19 protein-coding genes are annotated in these 20343 nt (G+C 68.1%); 12 read left to right on the top strand and 7 right to left on the bottom strand.

The features are described 5' to 3' along the window. Nucleotides 1–47 precede the first annotated feature (47 nt). The gene (locus tag AB0J62_RS02745; RefSeq protein ID WP_363863590.1) at nucleotides 48–1091 is read left to right on the top strand and encodes a hypothetical protein; all 1044 of its coding nucleotides are present in this window, start codon (nucleotides 48–50) and stop codon (nucleotides 1089–1091) included. Nucleotides 1092–1159: 68 nt separating this feature from the next. Next, entirely contained in the window at nucleotides 1160–1915 is a 756-nt protein-coding gene (locus tag AB0J62_RS02740; protein WP_363863587.1) for a hypothetical protein, read from the top strand. Here the strand turns inward: AB0J62_RS02740 and AB0J62_RS02735 are convergent. Continuing rightward, the gene (locus AB0J62_RS02735) at nucleotides 1912–3060 is read right to left on the bottom strand and encodes an aminoglycoside phosphotransferase family protein (RefSeq protein WP_363863584.1); all 1149 of its coding nucleotides are present in this window, start codon (nucleotides 3058–3060) and stop codon (nucleotides 1912–1914) included. The genes AB0J62_RS02740 and AB0J62_RS02735 overlap by 4 nt on opposite strands. Before the next feature lie 43 nt (nucleotides 3061–3103). Here AB0J62_RS02735 and ilvA point away from each other — a divergent pair, with 43 nt between their 5' ends. Then, complete coding sequence (gene ilvA / locus AB0J62_RS02730) at nucleotides 3104–4306, top strand: threonine ammonia-lyase (RefSeq protein WP_363863581.1); 1203 nt, start codon at nucleotides 3104–3106, stop codon at nucleotides 4304–4306. On the opposite strand, the gene AB0J62_RS02725 is transcribed toward ilvA, so the two are convergent. After that, nucleotides 4291–5310 (bottom strand): alpha/beta hydrolase, encoded by a 1020-nt coding sequence (locus AB0J62_RS02725; RefSeq protein WP_363863577.1) that lies wholly within the window; start codon nucleotides 5308–5310, stop codon nucleotides 4291–4293. The genes ilvA and AB0J62_RS02725 overlap by 16 nt on opposite strands. Further along, nucleotides 5303–5746, bottom strand: a complete 444-nt coding sequence (locus AB0J62_RS02720) for a MarR family transcriptional regulator (protein ID WP_363863573.1) — start codon at nucleotides 5744–5746, stop codon at nucleotides 5303–5305. Before AB0J62_RS02720 ends, AB0J62_RS02725 begins: the two co-directional genes overlap by 8 nt. Nucleotides 5747–5834: 88 nt before the next feature. Between AB0J62_RS02720 and AB0J62_RS02715 the strand changes: the two genes are divergently transcribed. Both AB0J62_RS02715 and AB0J62_RS02710 read left to right on the top strand, forming a co-directional pair. After that, nucleotides 5835–7328, top strand: coding sequence for an MFS transporter (locus AB0J62_RS02715; RefSeq protein WP_363863570.1), 1494 nt, complete (start codon nucleotides 5835–5837; stop codon nucleotides 7326–7328). A gap of 131 nt (nucleotides 7329–7459) precedes the next feature. Then, on the top strand, nucleotides 7460–8503 hold the full coding sequence (locus tag AB0J62_RS02710; RefSeq protein WP_363863567.1) for a hypothetical protein: 1044 nt from the start codon (nucleotides 7460–7462) through the stop codon (nucleotides 8501–8503). Here AB0J62_RS02710 and AB0J62_RS02705 read toward each other — a convergent pair. After that, a complete protein-coding gene (locus tag AB0J62_RS02705) occupies nucleotides 8485–9720 on the bottom strand; it encodes an MFS transporter (protein WP_363863564.1) in 1236 nt (411 codons plus the stop codon). The two genes, AB0J62_RS02710 and AB0J62_RS02705, sit on opposite strands and share 19 nt — an antisense overlap. Before the next feature lie 148 nt (nucleotides 9721–9868). Between AB0J62_RS02705 and AB0J62_RS02700 the strand changes: the two genes are divergently transcribed. Together AB0J62_RS02700 and AB0J62_RS02695 are read left to right on the top strand one after the other, a co-directional pair. Continuing rightward, nucleotides 9869–10846, top strand: coding sequence for an ATP-binding cassette domain-containing protein (locus AB0J62_RS02700; protein WP_363863561.1), 978 nt, complete (start codon nucleotides 9869–9871; stop codon nucleotides 10844–10846). Next, a complete protein-coding gene (locus AB0J62_RS02695) occupies nucleotides 10843–11679 on the top strand; it encodes an ABC transporter permease (protein ID WP_363863558.1) in 837 nt (278 codons plus the stop codon). The genes AB0J62_RS02700 and AB0J62_RS02695 overlap by 4 nt, the downstream gene beginning before the upstream one ends. A gap of 117 nt (nucleotides 11680–11796) precedes the next feature. Here the strand turns inward: AB0J62_RS02695 and greA are convergent, their stop codons facing one another. Beyond that, nucleotides 11797–12309 (bottom strand): transcription elongation factor GreA, encoded by a 513-nt coding sequence (greA, locus tag AB0J62_RS02690; protein ID WP_134108254.1) that lies wholly within the window; start codon nucleotides 12307–12309, stop codon nucleotides 11797–11799. Nucleotides 12310–12538: 229 nt separating this feature from the next. Then, nucleotides 12539–12967, bottom strand: coding sequence for a DUF4307 domain-containing protein (locus tag AB0J62_RS02685; protein WP_363863554.1), 429 nt, complete (start codon nucleotides 12965–12967; stop codon nucleotides 12539–12541). A gap of 58 nt (nucleotides 12968–13025) precedes the next feature. Between AB0J62_RS02685 and mca the strand changes: the two genes are divergently transcribed. The 3 genes from mca to AB0J62_RS02670 all read left to right on the top strand — a co-directional run bounded on the left by mca (nucleotide 13026) and on the right by AB0J62_RS02670 (nucleotide 15459). After that, nucleotides 13026–13889 carry a mycothiol conjugate amidase Mca gene (gene mca, locus AB0J62_RS02680; protein WP_130440344.1) on the top strand — a complete coding sequence of 288 codons (864 nt, stop codon included), beginning with the start codon at nucleotides 13026–13028 and terminating at the stop codon, nucleotides 13887–13889. 31 nt (nucleotides 13890–13920) lie between these two features. Further along, nucleotides 13921–14286 carry a hypothetical protein gene (locus AB0J62_RS02675; protein ID WP_363863550.1) on the top strand — a complete coding sequence of 122 codons (366 nt, stop codon included), beginning with the start codon at nucleotides 13921–13923 and terminating at the stop codon, nucleotides 14284–14286. A gap of 138 nt (nucleotides 14287–14424) precedes the next feature. Beyond that, the gene (locus AB0J62_RS02670) at nucleotides 14425–15459 is read left to right on the top strand and encodes a CopD family protein (RefSeq protein WP_363863547.1); all 1035 of its coding nucleotides are present in this window, start codon (nucleotides 14425–14427) and stop codon (nucleotides 15457–15459) included. On the opposite strand, the gene AB0J62_RS02665 is transcribed toward AB0J62_RS02670, so the two are convergent. After that, the gene (locus tag AB0J62_RS02665) at nucleotides 15456–15983 is read right to left on the bottom strand and encodes a nitroreductase family protein (protein WP_363863544.1); all 528 of its coding nucleotides are present in this window, start codon (nucleotides 15981–15983) and stop codon (nucleotides 15456–15458) included. The two genes, AB0J62_RS02670 and AB0J62_RS02665, sit on opposite strands and share 4 nt — an antisense overlap. A 49-nt stretch (nucleotides 15984–16032) precedes the next feature. Here AB0J62_RS02665 and AB0J62_RS02660 point away from each other — a divergent pair, with 49 nt between their 5' ends. Together AB0J62_RS02660 and AB0J62_RS02655 are read left to right on the top strand one after the other, a co-directional pair. Then, nucleotides 16033–17985 carry a thioredoxin domain-containing protein gene (locus tag AB0J62_RS02660; RefSeq protein ID WP_363863541.1) on the top strand — a complete coding sequence of 651 codons (1953 nt, stop codon included), beginning with the start codon at nucleotides 16033–16035 and terminating at the stop codon, nucleotides 17983–17985. 252 nt (nucleotides 17986–18237) lie between these two features. After that, nucleotides 18238–20292 carry a M4 family metallopeptidase gene (locus AB0J62_RS02655; protein WP_363863538.1) on the top strand — a complete coding sequence of 685 codons (2055 nt, stop codon included), beginning with the start codon at nucleotides 18238–18240 and terminating at the stop codon, nucleotides 20290–20292. Nucleotides 20293–20343 lie beyond the last annotated feature (51 nt).

Genomic DNA, 20343 nt, shown 5'->3' with positions numbered 1-20343 from the left:
AAGATTCGCGAGGGAACGGGCGACCGTCGGGTCGCGTCAGTTCGGGTATGAAGCTGATCGGTGCGTGGCGGCGCCGGCAACGGGATCGGGGGCTGCTGTACGGGCCGAAGGTCATGCTGTCCGGGGGACCCGAACAATGGATCGAAGACACGCTGGACTGGTTGACGGCACGGTTCGGGGTTGAGCCGCTGCGTCGTCCGCCGGTGCTGCCGAGCGAGTTCGTGCCCCGCGGGTACGACGGTTCCGAGCGAGCGGCCCGTGAACTCTGCCTCAAGGTCTGCGCGTGGATGGAGGTGCCGGACGACCGGATCCGGTTCAGCTTCCGGATGGAGGAGGTCCGCGCCGCCGCCCGCAGCACGGCCGTTCGCCGTCTTCGCGCGGAGCAGCGCGCGAACATCGCGGCGGTATCGGGGCTGCGGGCAACAATGACGACAGCCGAGGTAGATGCCCTCACCGCAGAGGGTTTCGCGCCGGAGATCGCGGTGCTTGCCGAGCGCGAGCTGCAGGCGGAGCTGAATCGCTGTACGGCGATCGTCCAGGAGACCGACCTCGACCGGCGGGCCGAGCTGTGCGATCGCGCCGAGGTCCTTTGGTCCAAGCCGCCGGGCAGCGGATCGCGCGCATGCTGGTTGGACCTGCGCAGCGGCGACCTCGACGGTACTGCGGTGATGTTGTCGGCCGACGTGCTTGCGGACCCGTCCGCGGTGGTGGCTGCGACGGCTCATGAGCTGGGGCATGAGGTGCTCTGGGGATATCACCTGATCGACCGGCAGCGGCCGGATGCCGAGGCGGTGACCGATCTGTTCGCGATCTTCCACGGGTTCGGGATCTTCCTCGCGAACCAGGCGGTCGAGCCGATGCCCGGTCGCCGTTCGGCGCTGCAGACGCTCGGTTATCTGGGGGAGCGCGGGGCGTCGGAGGCGCTGGCGGCGTACTGCTTCCGGCGGCATGAGTTGTGGCCCGTGTCGATGCTGCCGGTGATGCCGGCGGAACTCGACCGGTCGGTGCGGATGCGTACGTTCGCGCGGCTCGCGGCGATGGTGAAGGACGCCGAGCTCGCATCGATCCAGGAGGGTGCGCCGCTGGCCTGATGTCAACCGACGGTGACGGAACGACCCCGGAAGGTTTGGCGTGACGCCGGGCAGGCATGATCCGGCGGGTGAGGAATCCGATCGGGATGATGCGACGAAGCCAGCAAGTGCGGTCCCAGCTGAAGGCGCCGCGCGAACGGTTGCCCGGTGGCAGTCGCCGCTGGATTCGGTCGTCGATGGACTGGCTGGTCGCGGAATTCGGTCGGGACATCATCTTTCGGCCAATCGCGCTGCCGGCCGAGGTCATTCCGGACGGGTACGACGGGAGCCGGACCGCGGCCGCCGAGCTTTGCGGTCGGGTTGATGGCCGGATGGATCTGCGGCCGGGGCAGTGTCGGCTGAGCTTCGAACTGAACGGTGTGCGTCGTCCGTCGAACCGCGGGACGACTGTGGTGGTGAAGGAACAGCACGGCCGCTGGAGCCGAGGGGTTGGCCAGAACCAGATCGAGCTCTCGCCCACCCTGGCCGCAGATCCGGTCGCGCTGATCGCGATCTACGCACATGAGGTCGGGCATGAGCTGCTGCTCGGCGGCGAGCGGATCACGCTGACACGCCGCCCTGACCATGAGCCGCTCACCGACCTCATCACCGTCTTCTACGGGCTCGGGATCTTCACCGCGAACGCGGCGTACGAACGTCGTCCGCGGCCGAACGGGCGTGGTAAGCAGCCGGTCGCCCGCGGATACCTGCGCGAGGCCGCGCTGGCTGAGGCCCTCGCCTACTACGCCATGCTCCGCGGCGAACGCCACCCGGACTGGGACCGCTACCTGGATCCACCCGTACGCCGAGGCATGCGCAACCAACTAGCCATCCTCCACCGCTAAGCAGAGGAGCTACTGAGAAGTTTTCGTAGCCACCAGACGCCACCGCGAGTCATGGAGGCTTTGCTGGGGCCGGTCAGGTGGTCGGTGAAGTGGGCGTAGGTCATGGTTTGGTGGAGGGCGCCGAGATCCGACGCCAGGGCGAGGGCTCGGCGTAGCTCTGTGGGAGTCGCGAACTCCTCCCACTCGCTCAAGTAGGCGTCCAACACCCGCTGGTCGGCCGACAAAGGTGACCGCTCCTCCTCCGCGAACGTCACCAGGTCCAGGAACGGATGGGACAACGCTGCATCCGTCCAGTCGAAGGCGAGGATCTGATCGCCGCGGACGGCGATGTTCCGGGGGTGGAGGTCGCCGTGGAGGAGCGTCTCCGGGATGCCGATCGCTGCTAGTTCGTTGATTGCCCCGCGCAACTGTTTCGCGCGGTCCGGGAGCAAGCCGCGCTCATCAGGCCCGAGCTGGTCGGTCATCGGGTTCGGGCCAAGCAACCTGTCCAGCTCGGCGTCGAGTACGGCGAGGCGGCGGTCGACGCAGGTGATGTCCACCAAGCGTTCCGGCTGATCGGCGTAACCACGTTGCAGGCGGGCGTGCCGGCGTACGGCGTCGATCCACACGTCGAGGTCGGTCTCGGCGGCCAGCGGCGTGCCCAGGTCGGGTAGGAGCATCCACGCGCGCTTCGCGTCGATCGCGATCGGAGCAGGGACCTCGCCCGGGTGGTCCGACGAGGCTTGCTGGAGGAACAGGGGCTCGTGGGCGAACAGGAGCGGCAGCGCATCCGGGCGGGTCGGCTCGATGGTGGTGGAGTGGGCGATTGCCTTGAAGTACACGTCGCCGTCAGAGGTTGGGATGCGCAGCACGTTCGAGAGACCCCAGGAGCGGACCTGAGTCCACGGACCGGTCGGTTTTATGTGCTCAGCGATCCACGGGAGCGCCTCGTCGTACCACTCCGGCTTCGTCCAGGCGGGGAGGTCCGAGTTGCCGGAGCCAGGGAGCACGTCGTACGTGAGCGGGTCCTCGGAGAGGCAGGTCAGTACGGCGGTGTCGATGCCTTGGGAGCGCAACGCGAGGATCGTCGGCTCGACGTCGGGGAACCACGTCCCGTCCGGGATCTCGACGGAGGTGTCTGACACGCCGACAACCGCGACTCTCATGTGGTGCAGCGTATGTGCCCACCGCGAAACGTAAAGTGATTTTGTGATCGATGCCAGGGACATTGCACGGGCGGCCGATCTGTTGCACGACGTGGTGGCGCCGACTCCGTTGGAGTACTCGCGGTGGTTGAGTGAACTCGTCGGCGGCGACGTGTTCCTGAAGTGCGAGAACCTGCAGCGGACCGGCTCGTTCAAGCTGCGCGGCGCGTACGTGCGGATGGCCCGCCTGTCGAAGGCCGAGCGCAGCCGGGGCGTGGTCGCGGCCAGCGCGGGCAACCATGCGCAGGGCGTCGCGCTCGCCGCGCAGTTGCTCGGCATCAAGTCGACCGTCTTCATGCCGCACGGCGCGCCGATCCCGAAGGAGAAGGCGACCCGGGCGTACGGCGCGGAGATCCGTTTCGTCGGCACGTCGATCGACGACTGCCTGATCGCGGCTCGCGCGTTCGCGGACGAGACGGGTGCGGTGCTGATCCATCCGTTCGACCATCCCGACATCGTGGCGGGTCAGGCGACCGCGGGGCTCGAGATCGTCGAGCAGTGCCCGCAGGTGCGGACCGTCGTCGTACCGACCGGTGGCGGCGGGTTGCTGGCCGGGATCGCGTCCGCGATGCAGCGCGACGGGCTGCCGATCGAGGTTGTCGGCGTACAGGCGGCCGGCGCGGCGGCGTACCCGGCGTCGCTCGTGGCGGGGGAGCCGGTGCAGCTCGAGCAGATGGCCACGATGGCGGACGGGATCGCTGTCGGGCTGCCGGGGAAGGTGCCGTTCGAGGCGGTGCAGAGCTATGTCGGTGAGGTGCGGACCGTCGACGAGGATTCGTTGTCCAAGGCCCTCTTGCTCGTCCTCGAACGTGCGAAGCTCGTGGTCGAACCGGCCGGCGCGGCCGCGGTTGCCGCCGTACTCGACGAGCCGAAACGGTTCAAGCCGCCGGTCGTCGTCGTACTGTCCGGCGGCAACATCGACCCGCTGCTACTGATGCGGGTGATCCGGCACGGTATGGCGGCAGCTGGCCGCTATTTGTCGCTGCGCGTGCGGATCCCGGACACGCCCGGCGGACTGGCCACCTTGCTGAACCAGCTCGCCGCGCTGGACGCGAACATCATCGAGATCCTGCACGAGCGGATCTCGGAGACGTTGAGCCTGGAAGAGGTCGAGGTAGCGCTGCAGCTGGAGCTCCGCGGCGAGGACCATCGCGAACGTGTCCTCGCCGGACTCGTTGCCAACGGCTACAGCTACACGCTGAACTGACGGACGTGGTCGACCAGGCTCATCAGGAACTTGCCCGGCTCCTCCCACGGTGCGAGATGCGCCGCGTGCTCGAACCAAACCGCTTGTTTATAAGGCGCTTCGACCACCTCGAGCCAGGCCTCCACGGGTTTCGTCGGTGTCGTGTAGTCGTGCCGCCCGAAGAACATCAGCACCGGGATCGGGAACTCGGTCACCGCGCTGTAGTCGACCGTGAGCATCTCGTCCAGCACGCGGCCCAACGTGAATTCGTTGCCCTCGCCAATCGTCTCGCTCTCCTCGACGGTGTACTCCGGCGAGAGCAGCGGCGCCTGGAAGTAGTACAGCGAGTCCTCGCGGTACGCCGACAGGCCGCCGCGGTACTGCGCCCATTGCCGCGCGATGATGATCCGCTCGCGGGTCACCGGCTCGTCACCGGGGTACGGCGCGATCGAGGCGAGCTGCTCGAGCGCCTCGGCGTGATCGTGCTCGCGGGCCTGCTGCATCGCGTACTCGAAACACAGGCCCTCGTTGGCGCGCCCGTCGACGATCTGGCCGATCCCGACGTACGCGTGGAACAGATCGGGGCGGGTCAGCGCGGCCTGCAGGGCGACGATGCTGCCCCAGCTGTGGCCGAGGAGGATCAACTTCTCGACGCCGTACCGGTCCTTGACCTGCTCGGCGAGTTCGATCGCGTCTGCCGCGTACCGCGCGACCGTGAGCGTGTCCGAAATCGTGCTCGGGTCGACCGTGCGCAGGGTGCGGCCCGCCCCGCGCTGGTCGTAGGTGACGACGGTGAAGTACTCCTCGACCGGGCGCTGGAACTGCCAGGCCGCTGGGGCGAGCGGCGACGCCGGGCCGCCGTGGATGAAGAAGATGACGGGGTTCGAGCGATCCCTGCCGCGGGCGTAGACGCAGTGGTCGATGCCACCGGCCGTGAGTTCGTAGCTCTCCTGGACACCGGACGGCGTCACGATGCGATGCAGGTCCGCGATGACCTCGCGGGCGTCGTCGAAGGTCTCAGTCACCCGTTGAGGGTAGAGGCTCGCAGCTCTTCACGAGAGGTGCGTGCAAGCGCTCGGCGAGAACACGACGCTGGGTTGGCTGGGCCTCGCCCTGAAGCCGCAGACCCTCGTCGGTCAGCCGGACGTTGATCGCGCGGCGATCCTCCGCGCACATGTGACGCTCGACCAGACCGGCGACCTCGAGGCGGCCGATCACGCGGGACAGAGCACTCTGGCTCAGATGCACCGACTTGGCGATCGTCGCCACCTTCGCGGACTGCTCCGGCAGCTCCGCGAGCCGCTCGAGCACCTCATACTCACTCATGCCCAGCGAGTGGCCGGCCTGCAGCGCCCGGTCGAGGGCACAGGTCAGGTCGGCGTGGCGAGCCAGGAGCTCGCGCCATTCGCGCACATCGGCGTTGGTCTCACCAGTCCCAACGCTGACCTTCGTAGCGGCCATGAGGGCGACCATAGCATGCACGCGCATTCAATGCAAACGCATTTAATGCCTAGACATTAGATGCATATGCATGCAATAGTCTCTCCTCGTGACTACGCAAACCACATCTCCAGCCCGTATGACCTGGGACGCGCGCCTGTGGGGTGCACTCTTGGTGGTCTGCGGCGTGATCTTCCTCGACGGCCTGGACGTGTCCATGGTCGGCATGTCACTGCCGTCCATCGGCGCCGACCTGGGCGTCTCCCTTTCTTCTATCCAGTGGGTCGTGACCGGCTACGTGCTCGGGTACGGCGGCCTGCTGCTTCTCGGCGGGCGGACCGCCGATCTGCTCGGCCGGCGTCGCGTCTTCCTGATCGCGCTGGCCGTGTTCGCCCTCGTCTCGATGCTGAGCTCGCTGGCGAGCAACCCCGAACTGCTCATCGCGGCGCGGTTCGTGAAGGGTGTCGCCGCGGCGTTCACAGCCCCGGCCGCGCTCTCGATCATCACCACGACCTTCCACGAGGGCCCGGATCGCAACCGCGCCCTCAGCATCTTCACCACCTGCGCCGCCAGCGGCTTCTCGATGGGCCTGATCCTCGGCGGCGCGCTGACCGAGGTCGGCTGGCGCTGGACCTTCCTGATGCCCGGCCCGGTCGCCCTGATCGTGCTGCTGTTCGGCCTCAAGCTGATCCCGAACAGCCCGCGTGACGACGCCGCCGGCGGGTACGACGTACCGGGTGCCGTCACCGTCACCGGCGGCATGCTGTCCCTGGTGTACGCCGTTGTCGGCGCCGAACACGCCGGATGGGTATCGGTGCAGACCTTCGGGCTGTTCGCGCTGGCGATCGTGCTGCTGGCGAGCTTCGTCGTGATCGAGCTGCGCACCAAGCACCCGCTGGTCCGGCTCGGCATCCTGCGCAGCCCCTCGCTGCGGCGGGCGAACCTGGCCATCCTGACCGTCTTCGGTTCGTACGTCGCCTTCCAGCTGATCGGCACCATGTACTTCCAGAACCTGCTCGGCTGGTCGTCCTTCCAGACCGCGCTGGGCTTCCTCCCGGCCGGCCTGCTAGTCGCCACGCTCTCGCCGAACGTCGGCAAGATCGTGGACCGGGTCGGCACCGAGAAGATGATCATCCTGGCGATGGGGCTGTTCGTCGCCGGGTATGCGCTGAGCCTGCGGATCGGCCCGGAGTCGGCGTACTTCTCGACCGTGTTCCCGACGATCATGCTGCTCGGGCTCGGGTTCGCGATCGGGTTCCCGTCGCTGAACATCCAGGCGGTGTCCGGGGTCCCGGACCACGAGCAGGGGCTCGCGTCCGGGCTGTTCAACACCTCGAACCAGGTCGGCGGCGCGGTGGTTCTCGCGATCGTGACCGCGGTGATCAGCGGCCAGTCGGTCGGTGTCACCACGGCGGCCGGGGTGCTGCCGGCGTACAAGTCCGGGCTGGGGGTCGTGACGGGGATCGCTGCGCTCGGACTGGTGATCGCACTGACCGGTCTGCGCGGGCTGAAGGCTCGCCGGGCCCTCGAAGAGGAGGAGGCGGCCGAGCTGACCGCCGTACAGGACGAGCTGGCGTCGGAGGAGATGACGCCGGCCGCGTGACAACAACCAGCTCCCGCGCGGGGCTGTGAGGTTATAGATGAGTGGTGCGGGCTTCTCTCGGGGGTCCGCACCACTGCTTTTCGGGGGATTCCCCGATTGGTTTCGACCCGTCGGGGTGCTGCACTGGGGGCATGAGCAACCAGAGCTACGACCAGCAGGTCAAGGACATCCTCGACCGGGTCGCCAAGGGCCACCTCTCCACCGAGGAGGCCGCCACCCTGATCGCCGCTATCAAGACCACCCCATCCGAGCCTGAGGCTCCGGCGGCAGAAGCTCCGGTTGCCGACAGCGAGAACGCGAACGGCAAGCCGCCGTGGCCGACGGGCGACGACGTACCGACCTCGGCCGTTTGGGCCGAAGCGGTCGATTCGCCGACCGCGGACCCGGCGCATGTCGCGACACCGCCGTCTCCCGAGCCGTCTCCCGAGCCCACCAGCGAGCCGGCCACAGGGCGCCTCGCGACCGAGCGGTCGCCGGTCCAGGACGTTGTGGATGCCGAAGACGAGGCTGAGCCGGTTGAAGAGGAGCACAGCAACGTGCCGGTTCCGGCGGGGGTGCAGCGGGTTACCGTGCGGGCGATCGGACGCCGGGTGCGGCTGATCGGTGAGCCGGCCGTGAACGGCGTGGCCGTCGACGGTCCGCATGTGATCAAGCGCGACGGGGACACGCTCGCCATCAGCAGTGAAGGCGACATGGGCGTCTCGATCGACGGGTTCAGCATGCTGCGCAACCCGACCGACCTGAAGGCGCACGTCAACGGTCTCGCCAGGGAGCTGTCGGTGCGCGTCAACCCGAGCCTGCAGGTCGAGGTCGAGGTCACCGGCGGCAGCGTCAACGCCGAGCGCCTGCCCGGTCTGACCCGCGTCCGCGTCACCGCCGGTACGGCGAAGGTCGCGGACGTCGACGGCCCGATCGACGTACTCGTCCAGGCCGGCTCGGCCAACCTGGACGCCCAGATCACCAAGGGCCGCTCCCGCGTCCGCGTCGAGTCCGGTACGGCGCAGGTCGCGCTCCGCCGCGGCTCCGACGTCCACGTCCACACCGAGGCCCAGCTCGGCCGCGTCACCTGGTCCGGCGCCGTCTCCGGCCAGTCCAAGGACGTCGAGATCGGCCGGGGCCGCGCCGCCCTGGACGTAGAGGTCCTCGTCGGCACGGCTCAGATCGCGTCTGACTGAGCGACCGGGATCGTACGTAATGTGCGAAGTGGGGAGAAGTAGAGGACAGCGTTCCCGGCGAGGGTGCCGAGGCCTGCGATCCACAGTGTGGGGTGCAGGCCGAACGCTGTGCCCAGTGCCCCGCCGAGCAGGCTGCCGACGGGTGCGGCGCCCCAGCTGACGAAGCTCATGGTGGCGCTCACCCGGCCCTGCAGCTCGGGTGGGCACAGCCGTTGCCGTGCGCTGACCTGCAGGATGTAGCTGACGATGATGCAGAAGCCGGCGAGCAGCGTGCCGGCCACGAACCAGCTGACCTGCCAGCCCGGCGCGGTCATCGCCTGCACGGTGAACGCGACACCGATCCCCGTCGACGACACCAGCAGCGTGCGCACCTCGCCGTACCGGGCGCTGAGCCTTTCGGTGACCATCGAGGCGACGATCGCGCCGCCGAGGCCGATCATGCTCAGTACGCCGATGGTTGCCGGCTGCAAGTGAACCGCGCGGACGAGGTAGACGACCATGATCGCGCCGGCTGCTGCCTGGAAGAGCATCGTCACCATCGTGTTGAGCGCGAGCGGTCGCAGCAGCGGGTGATGGAAGACGTGCCGCATGCCGTCCGCGATCTCGCCCCGCAGATCCGGCCGTTCGGGCTTGACCGGCTCGGCCTCCGGCGTACGGATCGAGCGCAGCCACAGCGCTGACCACAGGAAGCTGAGCGCGTCGAGGCCGATCGTCAGCGCGGCGCCGAGCCACTGGACGAGGATGCCGCTCGCGCCTGCGCCGACCACCGCGGCGATCGAGTGGTTGGCCGCGAGCTTCGCGTTGCCCGGCAGCAGGCGATCCCGCTCGAGCAGCCGCGGCAGGTACGAGTTGTGCGCCACGTCGAACAGCACCGTGAGGATCCCGGCCGGCACGAGTACGGCGTACACCTGCGTGAGCGTGAGTACGTCGAACCACCACGCGATCGGGATCGACGCGTAGAGCAGCGCCCGGAGCAGGTCGGCGTACACCAGGACCGGGCGGCAGCGGATCCGGTCGGCCCACGCGCCTGCGAACAGGCCGAGGACGAGCCACGCGGCGGTCTCGCAGGTCCGCAGCAGCGAGACCTGCAGCGTCGACGCGTCCAGCGTGAGTACGGCGAGCAGCGGGATCGCGCTCATGCTCAGGCGGGAACCGAGCTGACTGAGCAGGTCAGCGGCCCACAGCCGGCGGAAATCCGGGTGACGGAGGATGCCCATTCCGCGACCGTAGAGCCTGAGTTGAGTCCTGTCGACTCAAGTATCAACAAAGTTGAGTCGAGGGGACTCAATATAATTCCCGGGTGAAATTGTCGGCGTTCTCCGGCAGGATGGTGGCCTGCGTCACATCCAGAAGGGGGACGTGCGGATGGCTGCAATCGAGGCAACCGGCCTCGTGAAGACATTCAAAGGCAGGAAATCGACGGTCAAGGCACTCGACGGGATCGATCTCGACGTGCCGAAGGGGACAGTGCTCGGCCTCCTCGGGCCGAACGGGGCGGGCAAGACCACGGCGGTCCGGGTGCTGACCACGCTGCTCCGACCGGACGCGGGCACAGCCCACGTGCTCGGGCACGACGTGGTCAAGGAAGCGGACACGGTCCGTGGGCTCGTCGGCCTCTCCGGGCAGTACGCCGCGGTCGACGAACTGCTGACCGGCCGGGAGAACCTGTGGATGTTCGGCCGGCTCTACCGACTGCCGAGCGACCAGGCCAAGCGCCGGGCGGAGGAGCTGCTGACCACGTTCGATCTGACCGACGCCGCGGACCGGATCCTGAAGACGTACTCCGGCGGCATGCGCCGCAGGCTCGACCTGGCCGGCTCGCTGATCGCGCACCCGAAGGTGCTGTTCCTCGACGAGCCGACGACCGGGCTCGACCCGCGCTCCCGGCTCGATCTGTGGCAGATCATCCGCGACCGGGTCCGCGAGGGCGTGACGATCCTGCTCACCACGCAGTACCTGGAGGAGGCCGACGAGCTTGCCGACAGCATCGCGGTGGTCGACCACGGCTCGGTGATCGCCCGCGGTACCGCGGACGAACTCAAGGCGAAGGTCGGCGGCGAGCGGATCGAGGTCGTCGTGCACGACCCGCCCGATCTGGCCCGAGCGCTGGAGCTGCTCACCCGCGCGCTCGGGATCGCCGATCCGGAAGCGACTTCACTCGACGAGCATGCGCGCCGGATCACGGTGCCGGCGCCGGGAGGTTCGAGTGCGCTGGTCGAGGTGATCCGGACACTTGACGCCGCGGACATCCGGATCGCCGATATCGGCCTGCGGCGGCCGACGCTGGACGACGTGTTCCTCACCCTCACCGGGCACGAGGCCGAGCAGAAGGAGTCGTTGTGAGTATCGAGGTGCCGGCCCGGGTGAATCCGTTCGCGCGGGCGTTGTCCGATGCCGGGATCCTGGCATGGCGGAGCCTGAAGCGGATCCCGCGGACGCCGGACATGCTGATCTACGCGACGATCCAGCCGATCATGTTCGTGCTGCTGTTCGCGTACGTGTTCGGGAACGCGATCCCGATCCCCGGCTTCCCCGGACCGCGCGCGTACCGGGAGTTCCTGATGGCCGGGATCTTCGCGCAGACGATGGCGTTCGCGGTCGCGTCGGCGAGCGTCGGGCTGGCCGACGACATGTCGAAAGGACTGATCGACCGGTTCAGGTCGTTGCCAATGGCAAGGTCCGGAGTGATCGCCGGCCGGGTGGTCGGCGACCTGGTCTTCAACGCGTTCGTGATGCTGATCATGGTGCTCTGCGGATTCATCGTCGGCTGGCGCTGGCACAACGGGTTCGGTCAGGCGCTGGCGGCGTTCGCGATCCTGCTGCTGTTCGCATTCGCGATGCTCTGGGTGGGCGCGCTGATCGGGCTGTCCGTCGGCGGACCCGAGGTGGCATCGTCGGCGGGGCTGATCTGGCTGTTCCCGTTGACGTTCCTCTCGAACGCGTTCGTCCCGACGCCGCAACTCCCGGAGGCCCTGCAGCCGATCGCCGAGTGGAACCCGATCTCGTCGATCGTTGCTGCCTGCCGGCACCTGTTCGGCAATCCGTCGCCGTTCGCCAGCCCGGACGGTTTCCCCGCCCAGCACCCGGTCTGGCTCTCGCTGATCTGGTGCGCGGCGATCATCGCCGTCTTCGCCCCACTTGCCGTCCGCAAGTACCGGAGTGCCACCGGGCACTGACAGCATTCGAGCCGGCCGAGCGCGCCGGGATCAGCCGACCGCGCCGGCCGTGCACTGACCCTCACAAGCAAGCGCCCCGGTGGGGTGTCCACCGGGGCGCTTGCGAGCTTTGGTGGGTCAGCCGGTGAAGGGCTCCGCGGCGACGATCTGGACCGTTACGGGCTTGCCGTTGGGCGCCTCGTAGGTGGCCTTGTCGCCCTTCTTCTTGCCGAGGATCGCGGCGCCGAGGGGGGACTGCGGCGAGTACACGTCGATGTCGACCGACGCGTCCAGCGCGAGCAACTCGCGGGAGCCGAGCAGGAAGGTCTCGACGTCGTCGTCGCCGGCGAAGGTGATCGACACCTTCATGCCGGGCTCGATCTTGCCGCCGGCCTTCGGGGTCTCGCCGACCCGGGCGCGACGGAGCATGTCCTCGAGCTGCCGGATCCGGGCCTCGATCTTGCCCTGCTCGTCCTTCGCGGCGTGGTAGCCGCCGTTCTCCTTGAGGTCGCCCTCGTCCCTGGCCTCGCTGATCCGCTGCGTGATCTCCGCGCGGGCCGGGCCCTTGAGGTGCTCGAGCTCCGACTTCAACTGGTCGTAACCGTCCTGCGTCAGCCAGACAACGCTGTCCTCATCGATCTTCTGCGTCACGGGCTGCTCCTTGTGTCGGTGGGATGGGCAGGAAAATACTGCTGGCCGCCGTCGTCGACGGCGACCAATCCAACGAGCGTAGCAAGAGACCGCCGATAAAGCAGGGGTTCCAGGGCGAGGCAAACGCTTGGAAAACGTTTGCTCGGAAGGTTTTCGCCGTCGTGTGGCCAGAGTCGCGGTAATCGGTTGCCGTGTCAGGTTGGCCGGCGCGATCGCGGGCCGGTGGGGCTCAGTGCGGGCGGTGCTGGTCGGCCGTCGTACAGCCGACGAGTACGACGGCGGTTGCGGAGCGTTGCGTTGTCAGCGTGACCGGAACCACCTGATGGCGGGGTGAATCCGCCTTCACCGTCACGGTCACCTCGCCGACGATCGAGAAGTCGGCCGCCTTCGCCTGCAGCCGGCAGTTGGCTTCCACCGATTTGGTCCGGTCCACCTGCATCGTGGCTTTGGCGCTCGTCGGCGAGACGATCTCGAAACCGTTCAGCTGCGAGGTGACCGGCGGATTCGACTGCACCCAGGCCGCCCACAGCAGCCAGACCAGGCCGGCCAGGATCACGACCCCCAGAACGCCGATCACGAGCGGCCGCCGGGACCGGCCGCGCCTGCCGTACCGCGTGTTCAGGTCGGAGGTCGGGGTGGCGGCAGATGACTCGGTCACAGGTAGTCCAGGGGGTCGGTCGTGGGTTTTGCCGGAGGTTGGAGGACCATTGTGTCTTGTGAGTGGAGATCTTCGGTTGTTGCATGTGCACGCCCACCCGGATGACGAGTCGAGCAAGGGAGCCGCGTCGACGGCCAGGTACGTCGCCGAGGGCGTCGAGGTGATGGTCGCCACCTGTACCGGCGGCGAACGCGGATCGATCCTGAATCCGAAGATGGACCGCCCGGAAGTGCTGGCGAACATCACCGAGATCCGCCGCAAGGAGATGGACGCGGCCCGCGAGATCCTCGGTATCCGGCAGGAGTGGCTGGGCTGGGTCGACTCGGGTTTCCCGGAGGGCGATCCGCTGCCGCCGCTGCCCGAAGGCTGCTTCGGCGCACTGAAGGTCGAGGATGCAGCTGCGCCGCTGGTGAAGCTGATCCGCGAGTTCCGCCCGCAGGTCGTCACGACGTACGACGAGAACGGCGGCTACCCGCACCCCGATCACGTCATGTGCCACCAGATCACCGTCGCTGCCTTCGAGGCGGCCGGTGACAAGGACGCGTACCCGGAGCTCGGCGAGCCGTTCCAGCCGCTGAAGCTGTACTACCACCACACGTTCCACTACGAGCGGATGAAGGCGCTGCACGACGCGATGGTCGCGCGCGGCCTCGAGTCGCCGTACGCCGAACGCCTGAAGGACTGGAAGCCGGACCCGGAGAACGAGCGCCGGATCACCACCCGGGTCGAGTGTGCCGAGTACTTCTCGGTCCGGGACCGGGCACTGCTCGCGCACGCCACGCAGATCGACCCGGACGGTGGCTGGTTCACCGTGCCGCTCGAGGTGCATCAGGCGGCCTGGCCGACCGAGGACTACGAGCTGGCTCGGAGTCTGGTCGAGTCGGAGCTGCCTGAGAATGACCTGTTCGCGGGGCTGCGCTGACGGGCGGGCTGGACAGTGAGAGACTGGTGGCGTGACAGCGACGACCTCCCTTCTGACGGCCGAGATCGACCCGAATACGGTGAAACCCGGTTGGGTCGCGCTGTTGATCGTGCTCGCTCTCGGTGCCGCCACGGTGCTCCTGTGGCGCAACATGGGCAAGCAGTTGAAGCGCATCGACGTGGACCGCGATGGTGCGGACGACCCAGCACCGTCCGGCGACCCAGCGAGTCCGGACAGCTCGCCGTCCCAGGATGGCGATGCAGCGCCGACGACTTCGGACCGGACACCGACGCAGACTCCGACGGAGACCTCGGCTGCGAGTGACCCGGCGGCCGGCGCGGGGACTGACCCGGCGACCGAGGCCGCGAAGGAGTCGAAGGAACACTCTCAGCACTGATTCGATGTCAGTGCGGTAACCGAATCCTCGGAGCTCGGCTACACCCTGGTCACGAGATGGTGTCGGACTGGGCTGCCCACCTCTGCGTGACCCTATAGTGAGCCGGGTGCTGAATGGTGCCCCTCCCCGGTCCGCTCGGTGAGCGCGACTCGCGCTACCCGCGCCGCCCGGCATCGCATGCCCGGACGGCTGGTCGCGGCCGGGGTCGGTGCTGTCGTCATCGCCTCGGTGGCTCTGGTGGTCGCGCTGTTCGCGGCCGGCAGCCAGCCGCGTAACCTCGGCGGGATCGGCGGTCCGGACCTCTTCATCTCCTGGCTGCTGCCACTGCTGAAGCTGATCTCCACGCTGGCGACGGTCGGCTGCGCCGGCGCGCTGCTCGCGGCGGTCGTGCTGCTGCGGATCGACGGCGGTCCGCTCGGCGTCCAGGGCCGGCGTGCCGTCCGCGACGCGAGCAACTCGGCGACCATCTGGGCGGTCTGCGCGTTCGCCAACGCGGTCGTCACGGCGGCGATCCTGCTCGACACCCCGGTCGCTCTGCTGCGGATGCGGCTCGATGACGCGCTCGGCGTACCCGAGGTGAAGGCGCTGCTCATAACGGGCATCCTGGTGCTCGCGCTGGCGATCGGCATCCGCCGCGTGCAGACCTCATCGGCGGCGGGGCTCGGCGTACTGGTCGCGATCGCCGCATTGGTCCCGACCGCGGTCACGGCGTTCCCACGGAACGAGTCGTACGTCGTACTGGCCGGCGCGGCGCTGGTGATCCACGTGATCGCCGCGACCACCTGGGTCGGCGGGCTCGCGGGCCTGGTCCGGTACGGGCGGGCGAGCCGCAACGGGCTGCCGATCGTGCTGGAGCGCTACGGGCAGGTCGCAACGATCTCGTCGATCGCGGTGCTGCTCAGCGGTCTGATCAGCGCCGCCGGGCGGCTGGCCGCGAAGGGCGGCGGCTGGGGTTCGATCCTCGACCCGCTCACCGGCGACGCGTACGGCGCATTGCTGATCGTCAAGACCGCCGCGTTCCTGCTCCTGATCGTCCTGTCGGCCGTCCACCGCAGCCGCGCACACGGCGACCTCGTCGACGGCGGCCAGCCGTTCTGGCGGATCGTCGGCGTCGAACTCTTCGTGATGGCCCTGGCTCTGGGGCTGTCGATCGCCCTCTCGCAGACGATCTAGTCCCAGGGCGCGGTCCGGAGTTCCTCGGTACTGCGTCGCTCGCGGTCTGCCGGGCGATCTTGGCCGGCGCGGCCGATCGCGATCATCGAGACGATGTGCCAGCCGGCGCCCGGCTTCAGGTCGTCGGTCAGGGTCTCGAGGTTGAAGGCCCGGAACTGGCGGCAGGCGAGGTCCATGGCGTGCGCCTGGAGAGTCAGGTGGGCGACGGATTGGCCGAGGTCGTAGTCGGCGAAGTCGGAGTAGGCCCAGTCGGTGTCTTCGACGTACCGATGGGCGATGGTCACGATCAGCAGGGATGCGCTCGGTGCCCAGCGAGCTGAGCTGCGGGCGAGGTGCTTGACGACGCGATCGTGCTCCGGCTCGCCGCGGCGCGCGACGAAGTACGCCCAGGGCTGGGAGTTGCCCGCGGACGGCGCCCAGCGGGCCGCGTCGAGGAGGAGTTCGACGTCGTCCTCGGTGACGGTCCAGCCGGAATCGAACCACAGCGGGCTGAAACGGCTGGCGAGCAACGGGTGTACGGGCATGCACCAGTCCAACTGCTGCGTGCAGCGGTCCATTCCGTACGGTTGGGGTATGGCGAACGAGCTCGGGCGATCGACCAGTCCGTATCTGCGGCAGCACGCGGAGAACCCGGTCGAGTGGCGGGAGTGGTCGGACCGGGCGTTCGCGGAGGCACGGGAGCGGGACGTGCCGGTCTTCTTGTCGGTCGGGTACTCCGCGTGTCACTGGTGTCATGTGATGGCGCATGAGTCGTTCGAGGACGCGGACACGGCGGCCTACCTGAGCGAGCACTTCGTGAGCGTGAAGGTGGATCGGGAGGAGCGGCCGGACGTAGACGCGATCTATATGGCGGCGACGGTGGCGATGACCGGGCAGGGCGGCTGGCCGATGTCGGCGTTCCTCACGCCCGCGGGCGAGCCGTTCTTCTGCGGGACGTACTTCCCGAAGGACGCGCGCGGTGGCATGGCGTCGTTCCGGCAGGTGCTGGAGGCAATCACCGACGCGTGGACGAACCGGCGCGAGCAGATCGACGGGATCGGGAAACGGGTGGTCGAGCAGCTCGGCGCACAGCAGCAGCCGGCCGGGGGAGACGTCGACCTGGACCGGGCCGTGCAGCTGCTGAAGACCGACTTTGATCCGGTCGACGCCGGGTTCGGGCAGGCGCCGAAATTCCCGCCGTCGATGGTGCTCGACTTCCTGCTCCGCCACCACCGGCGGACCGGCGACGAGGACGCGCTCGCGATGGTTGCGCACACCTGCGACCGGATGGCACGCGGCGGGATGTACGACCAGCTGGCCGGCGGGTTCGCGCGGTACTCGGTCGACCGTCAGTGGATCGTGCCGCACTTCGAGAAGATGCTGTACGACAACGCGCTCCTCCTCGACGTCTACACGCAGTGGTGGACCGTCTCCGCCGATCCGCTCGCGCAGCGCATCGCCGAGGAGACCGCGGACTTCCTGCTCGACGAACTCCGCACGCCGGAGGGTGGGTTCGCGTCGGCGCTCGACGCCGACACCGACGGTGAAGAGGGCAAGTACTACGCGTGGACGCCGGCGCAGCTGCATGAGGTGTTGAGCGCGGAAGATGCCGACTGGGTCATCGACCTCTGCGACGTGACCGGCACCTTCGAGCACGGCACCTCGGTTCTCCAGTTCAGGCAGGACCCCGACGACGCCGACCGCTGGCAGCGCATTCGGCAAGCGCTGAAGCACGCCCGGAGCAGCCGTACCTACCCGGGCCGCGACGACAAGGTAGTTGCCGCGTGGAACGGTCTCGCGATCACGGCCCTCACCCGCGCGGGTGTGGTGTTCGGCAAACCGCAGTACGTCGAGGCCGCCGTCGCCGCGGCTCGATTGATCCGGGACGTGCATCTCGACGGGCGGTTGTATCGGACGTCGCGGGACAGTGTGCGGGGGAGTGCGGACGGCGTACTCGAGGACTATGCGGCGTTTGCCGAAGCATGTATGACGTTGCTGGGTGCGACGGGTGAGGTCGAGTGGTTCGAGACCGCAGAGTCCTTGCTGGACAGGATTCTGGAGCAGTTTGTTGCTGACGGCTCCTATTTTGACACTGCGGCGGACGCGGAGGAGCTGGTCTGGCGGCCGCAGGATCCGACGGACAACGCCACGCCGTCGGGGGTCAGCTTGGCCGCGGAGGCGTTCACGACGCTGGCGAGTCTGACCGGATCGGTCCGGTACGAGACCGCAGCTCTTGAAGCACTGAACGCCTCGGCGGCCATCGCCGAGCGGGCGCCGCGGTTCGCCGGCCGGGCGCTCGCCGTTGCCGAAACGATTGCCGGTGGCCCCCTCGAGATCGCGATCGTCGGCATGCAGCCCGAGTTGATCAGGACCGCGTTCACGGACGCGCCGTGGGGTACGGCGATCGTCGCGGGCGAGCCCGGTCTCGCCGTACCGCTGATGGAGGGTCGCGACCGGCGCGCGGCGTACGTCTGTCAGAAATTCACCTGCCGCTTGCCGGTCACGTTGCCGGAACACCTTCGGCGCGAGTTGCGCCCTGCGGACTGACAGCTCGCGGTACGCAGGTTTTCCCCTTCGTTTCGGCCAAATCTCTTGACTCACGGCGACCGGGCCGCAACAGTCGGTGCTCACGTCGGATGTAACAGAAATCGCATGATTCGACACGCAGTGTCACAAATGAGGCAGTGGCACTGCTGGGTCAGCATCCGGCGCGTCCCCAACTGAATTCGGTCGCTGCGCCCAAACAGCGACCACACGTGAGGAGATGTTGTCTTGAGACGACTGACATCAGCAGGGGCGGTGGCCATCGTCGCGGCAGCGGGTCTTGCCACGACGTTCACCGCTTCGACCGCGGGTGCCGCCGACCGGGCGGTGCCGCTTCCGCCGTCCGGCTTCAACCAACCGGCCGCCGTCAAGGCCGAGCAGGCGCTGGCCCCGCAGACCGCCGCCGCTCTCGGGCTCGGCAAGGGCGAACAGCTCAAGGTTCACGACGTGGTCAAGGATGCGGACGGTACGGAGTACGTCCGCTACGACCGCACGTACAACGGCCTGAAGGTCGTCGGCGGTGACCTGATCGTCAAGCAGCAGGGCGAATCGATCGGTCAGGTCACGTACAACCGCGGCGCGAAGGCCGTCGAGGTTTCCACCAAGCCGACTCTGTCCCAGTCGGCGGCGCTCGCGAAGGGCGCGCAGGCAGCGAAATTCAAGGCTTCGGGCAACAAGGGCCAACTGGTCGTCTTCGTGACGCCGACCAAGCCCGTGCTTGCCTACGAAGTCGTCACCACCGGTGTGAAGCCCGACCAGACCCCGTCGGTGCTGCACTCGTTCATCGATGCCAAGACCGGGGCCGTTCTCGACCAGGACGACGAGGTCAAGACCGGCACCGGCAACTCGATGTACGCCGGCACGGTCTCCATCGGCACGTCGGGCTCGTCCGGCAACTTCTCCATGACCGACCCGAACCGCGGTGGCAACTACACCACCGACCTGAACGGCTCGACCTCCGGCAACGGCACCACGTTCACCGACGCCGATGACACCTGGGGAACCGGCGCCGCGTCGAACCGCCAGACCGCCGGTGTGGACGCGCACTACGGCGCCCAGTTGACGTGGGACTACTACAAGAACGTCCACGGCCGGAACGGCATCTTCAACAACGGCCAGGGTGCCCGCTCCCGCGTGCACTACGGCAACGCGTACGTGAACGCGTTCTGGGACGGCACCCAGATGACGTACGGCGACGGAATCAGCAACACCCACCCGCTGACCGCCATCGATGTGGCCGGCCACGAGATGAGCCACGGTGTCACCGAGGCAACCGCCAACCTGAACTACTCCGGTGACGCGGGCGGTCTGAACGAGGCCACCAGCGACATCTTCGGCACGATGGTCGAGTGGTACGCGAACAACTCGAGCGACCCAGGTGACTACCTGATCGGCGAGAAGATCAACATCAACGGCAACGGTACGCCGCTGCGCTACATGGACAAGCCGTCGAAGGACGGCGCCAGCGTGGACTGCTGGTCGACCAGCACCGGTGGACTCGACCCGCACTACTCGTCCGGCCCGCTGAACCACTGGTTCTACCTGGCGTCCGAGGGCACCGGCAGCAAGACCATCAACGGCGTGACCTACAACAGCACCGCGTGCAACGGCACGACGTTCGCCGGCGTAGGCCGCGACGTGGCGTCGAAGGTCTGGTACCGCACGCTGAGCACCAAGCTCAGCTCGGGCAGCACATACAAGGACGCTCGTGAGGGCGCGATCAACTCCGCGAAGGAGCTGTACGGCGCGGATTCCGCACAGTGCAAGGGCATCGAGGCCGCCTTCAACGGTATCGCGGTCCCGGCTGGTTCGGCCGCCTGCGGTGGTGGCACCACGCCGCCGCCCACCGGCGACAACCTGCTGCAGAACCCGGGCTTCGAGTCCGGCGCGGTGAACTGGACCGGCACCTCCGGCCCGATCACCAATGACACCGGCCGTCCGGCGCGCACCGGTAGCTGGAAGCTGTGGCTGCAGGGCAACGGCCGCGCCACCACCGAGAACGTCGGCCAGTCGGTCGCGATCCCGGCGTCGGCGACGACCGCGAGCCTGTCGTTCTGGATCCGGATCGACACCGCCGAGACCACCACCTCGACGGCGTACGACACGGTGAAGGTCCAGGTCGTCGACGGGTCGACCACGACCACGCTGGCGACGTACTCGAACCTGAACAAGAACACGTCGTACGTGCAGAAGACGCTGAACCTCTCGGCGTACAAGGGCAAGACTGTCACGGTGAAGTTCGTCGGCCAGGAGGACTCCTCCGCGCAGACCAGCTTCGTCATCGACGACACCTCGCTGACCGCGAGCTGACACCCCGACGTCCGGGGCGCGGGTCCACCGCCCGGGTCCGCGCCCCGGATC

The organism is Kribbella sp. NPDC049584 (assembly GCF_040675555.1).
Taxonomy (GTDB): Bacteria; Actinomycetota; Actinomycetes; order Propionibacteriales; family Kribbellaceae; genus Kribbella.
The sequence above is the reverse complement of the archived record's forward strand: the minus strand, read 5'-3'. Positions and strand labels throughout refer to the sequence as shown.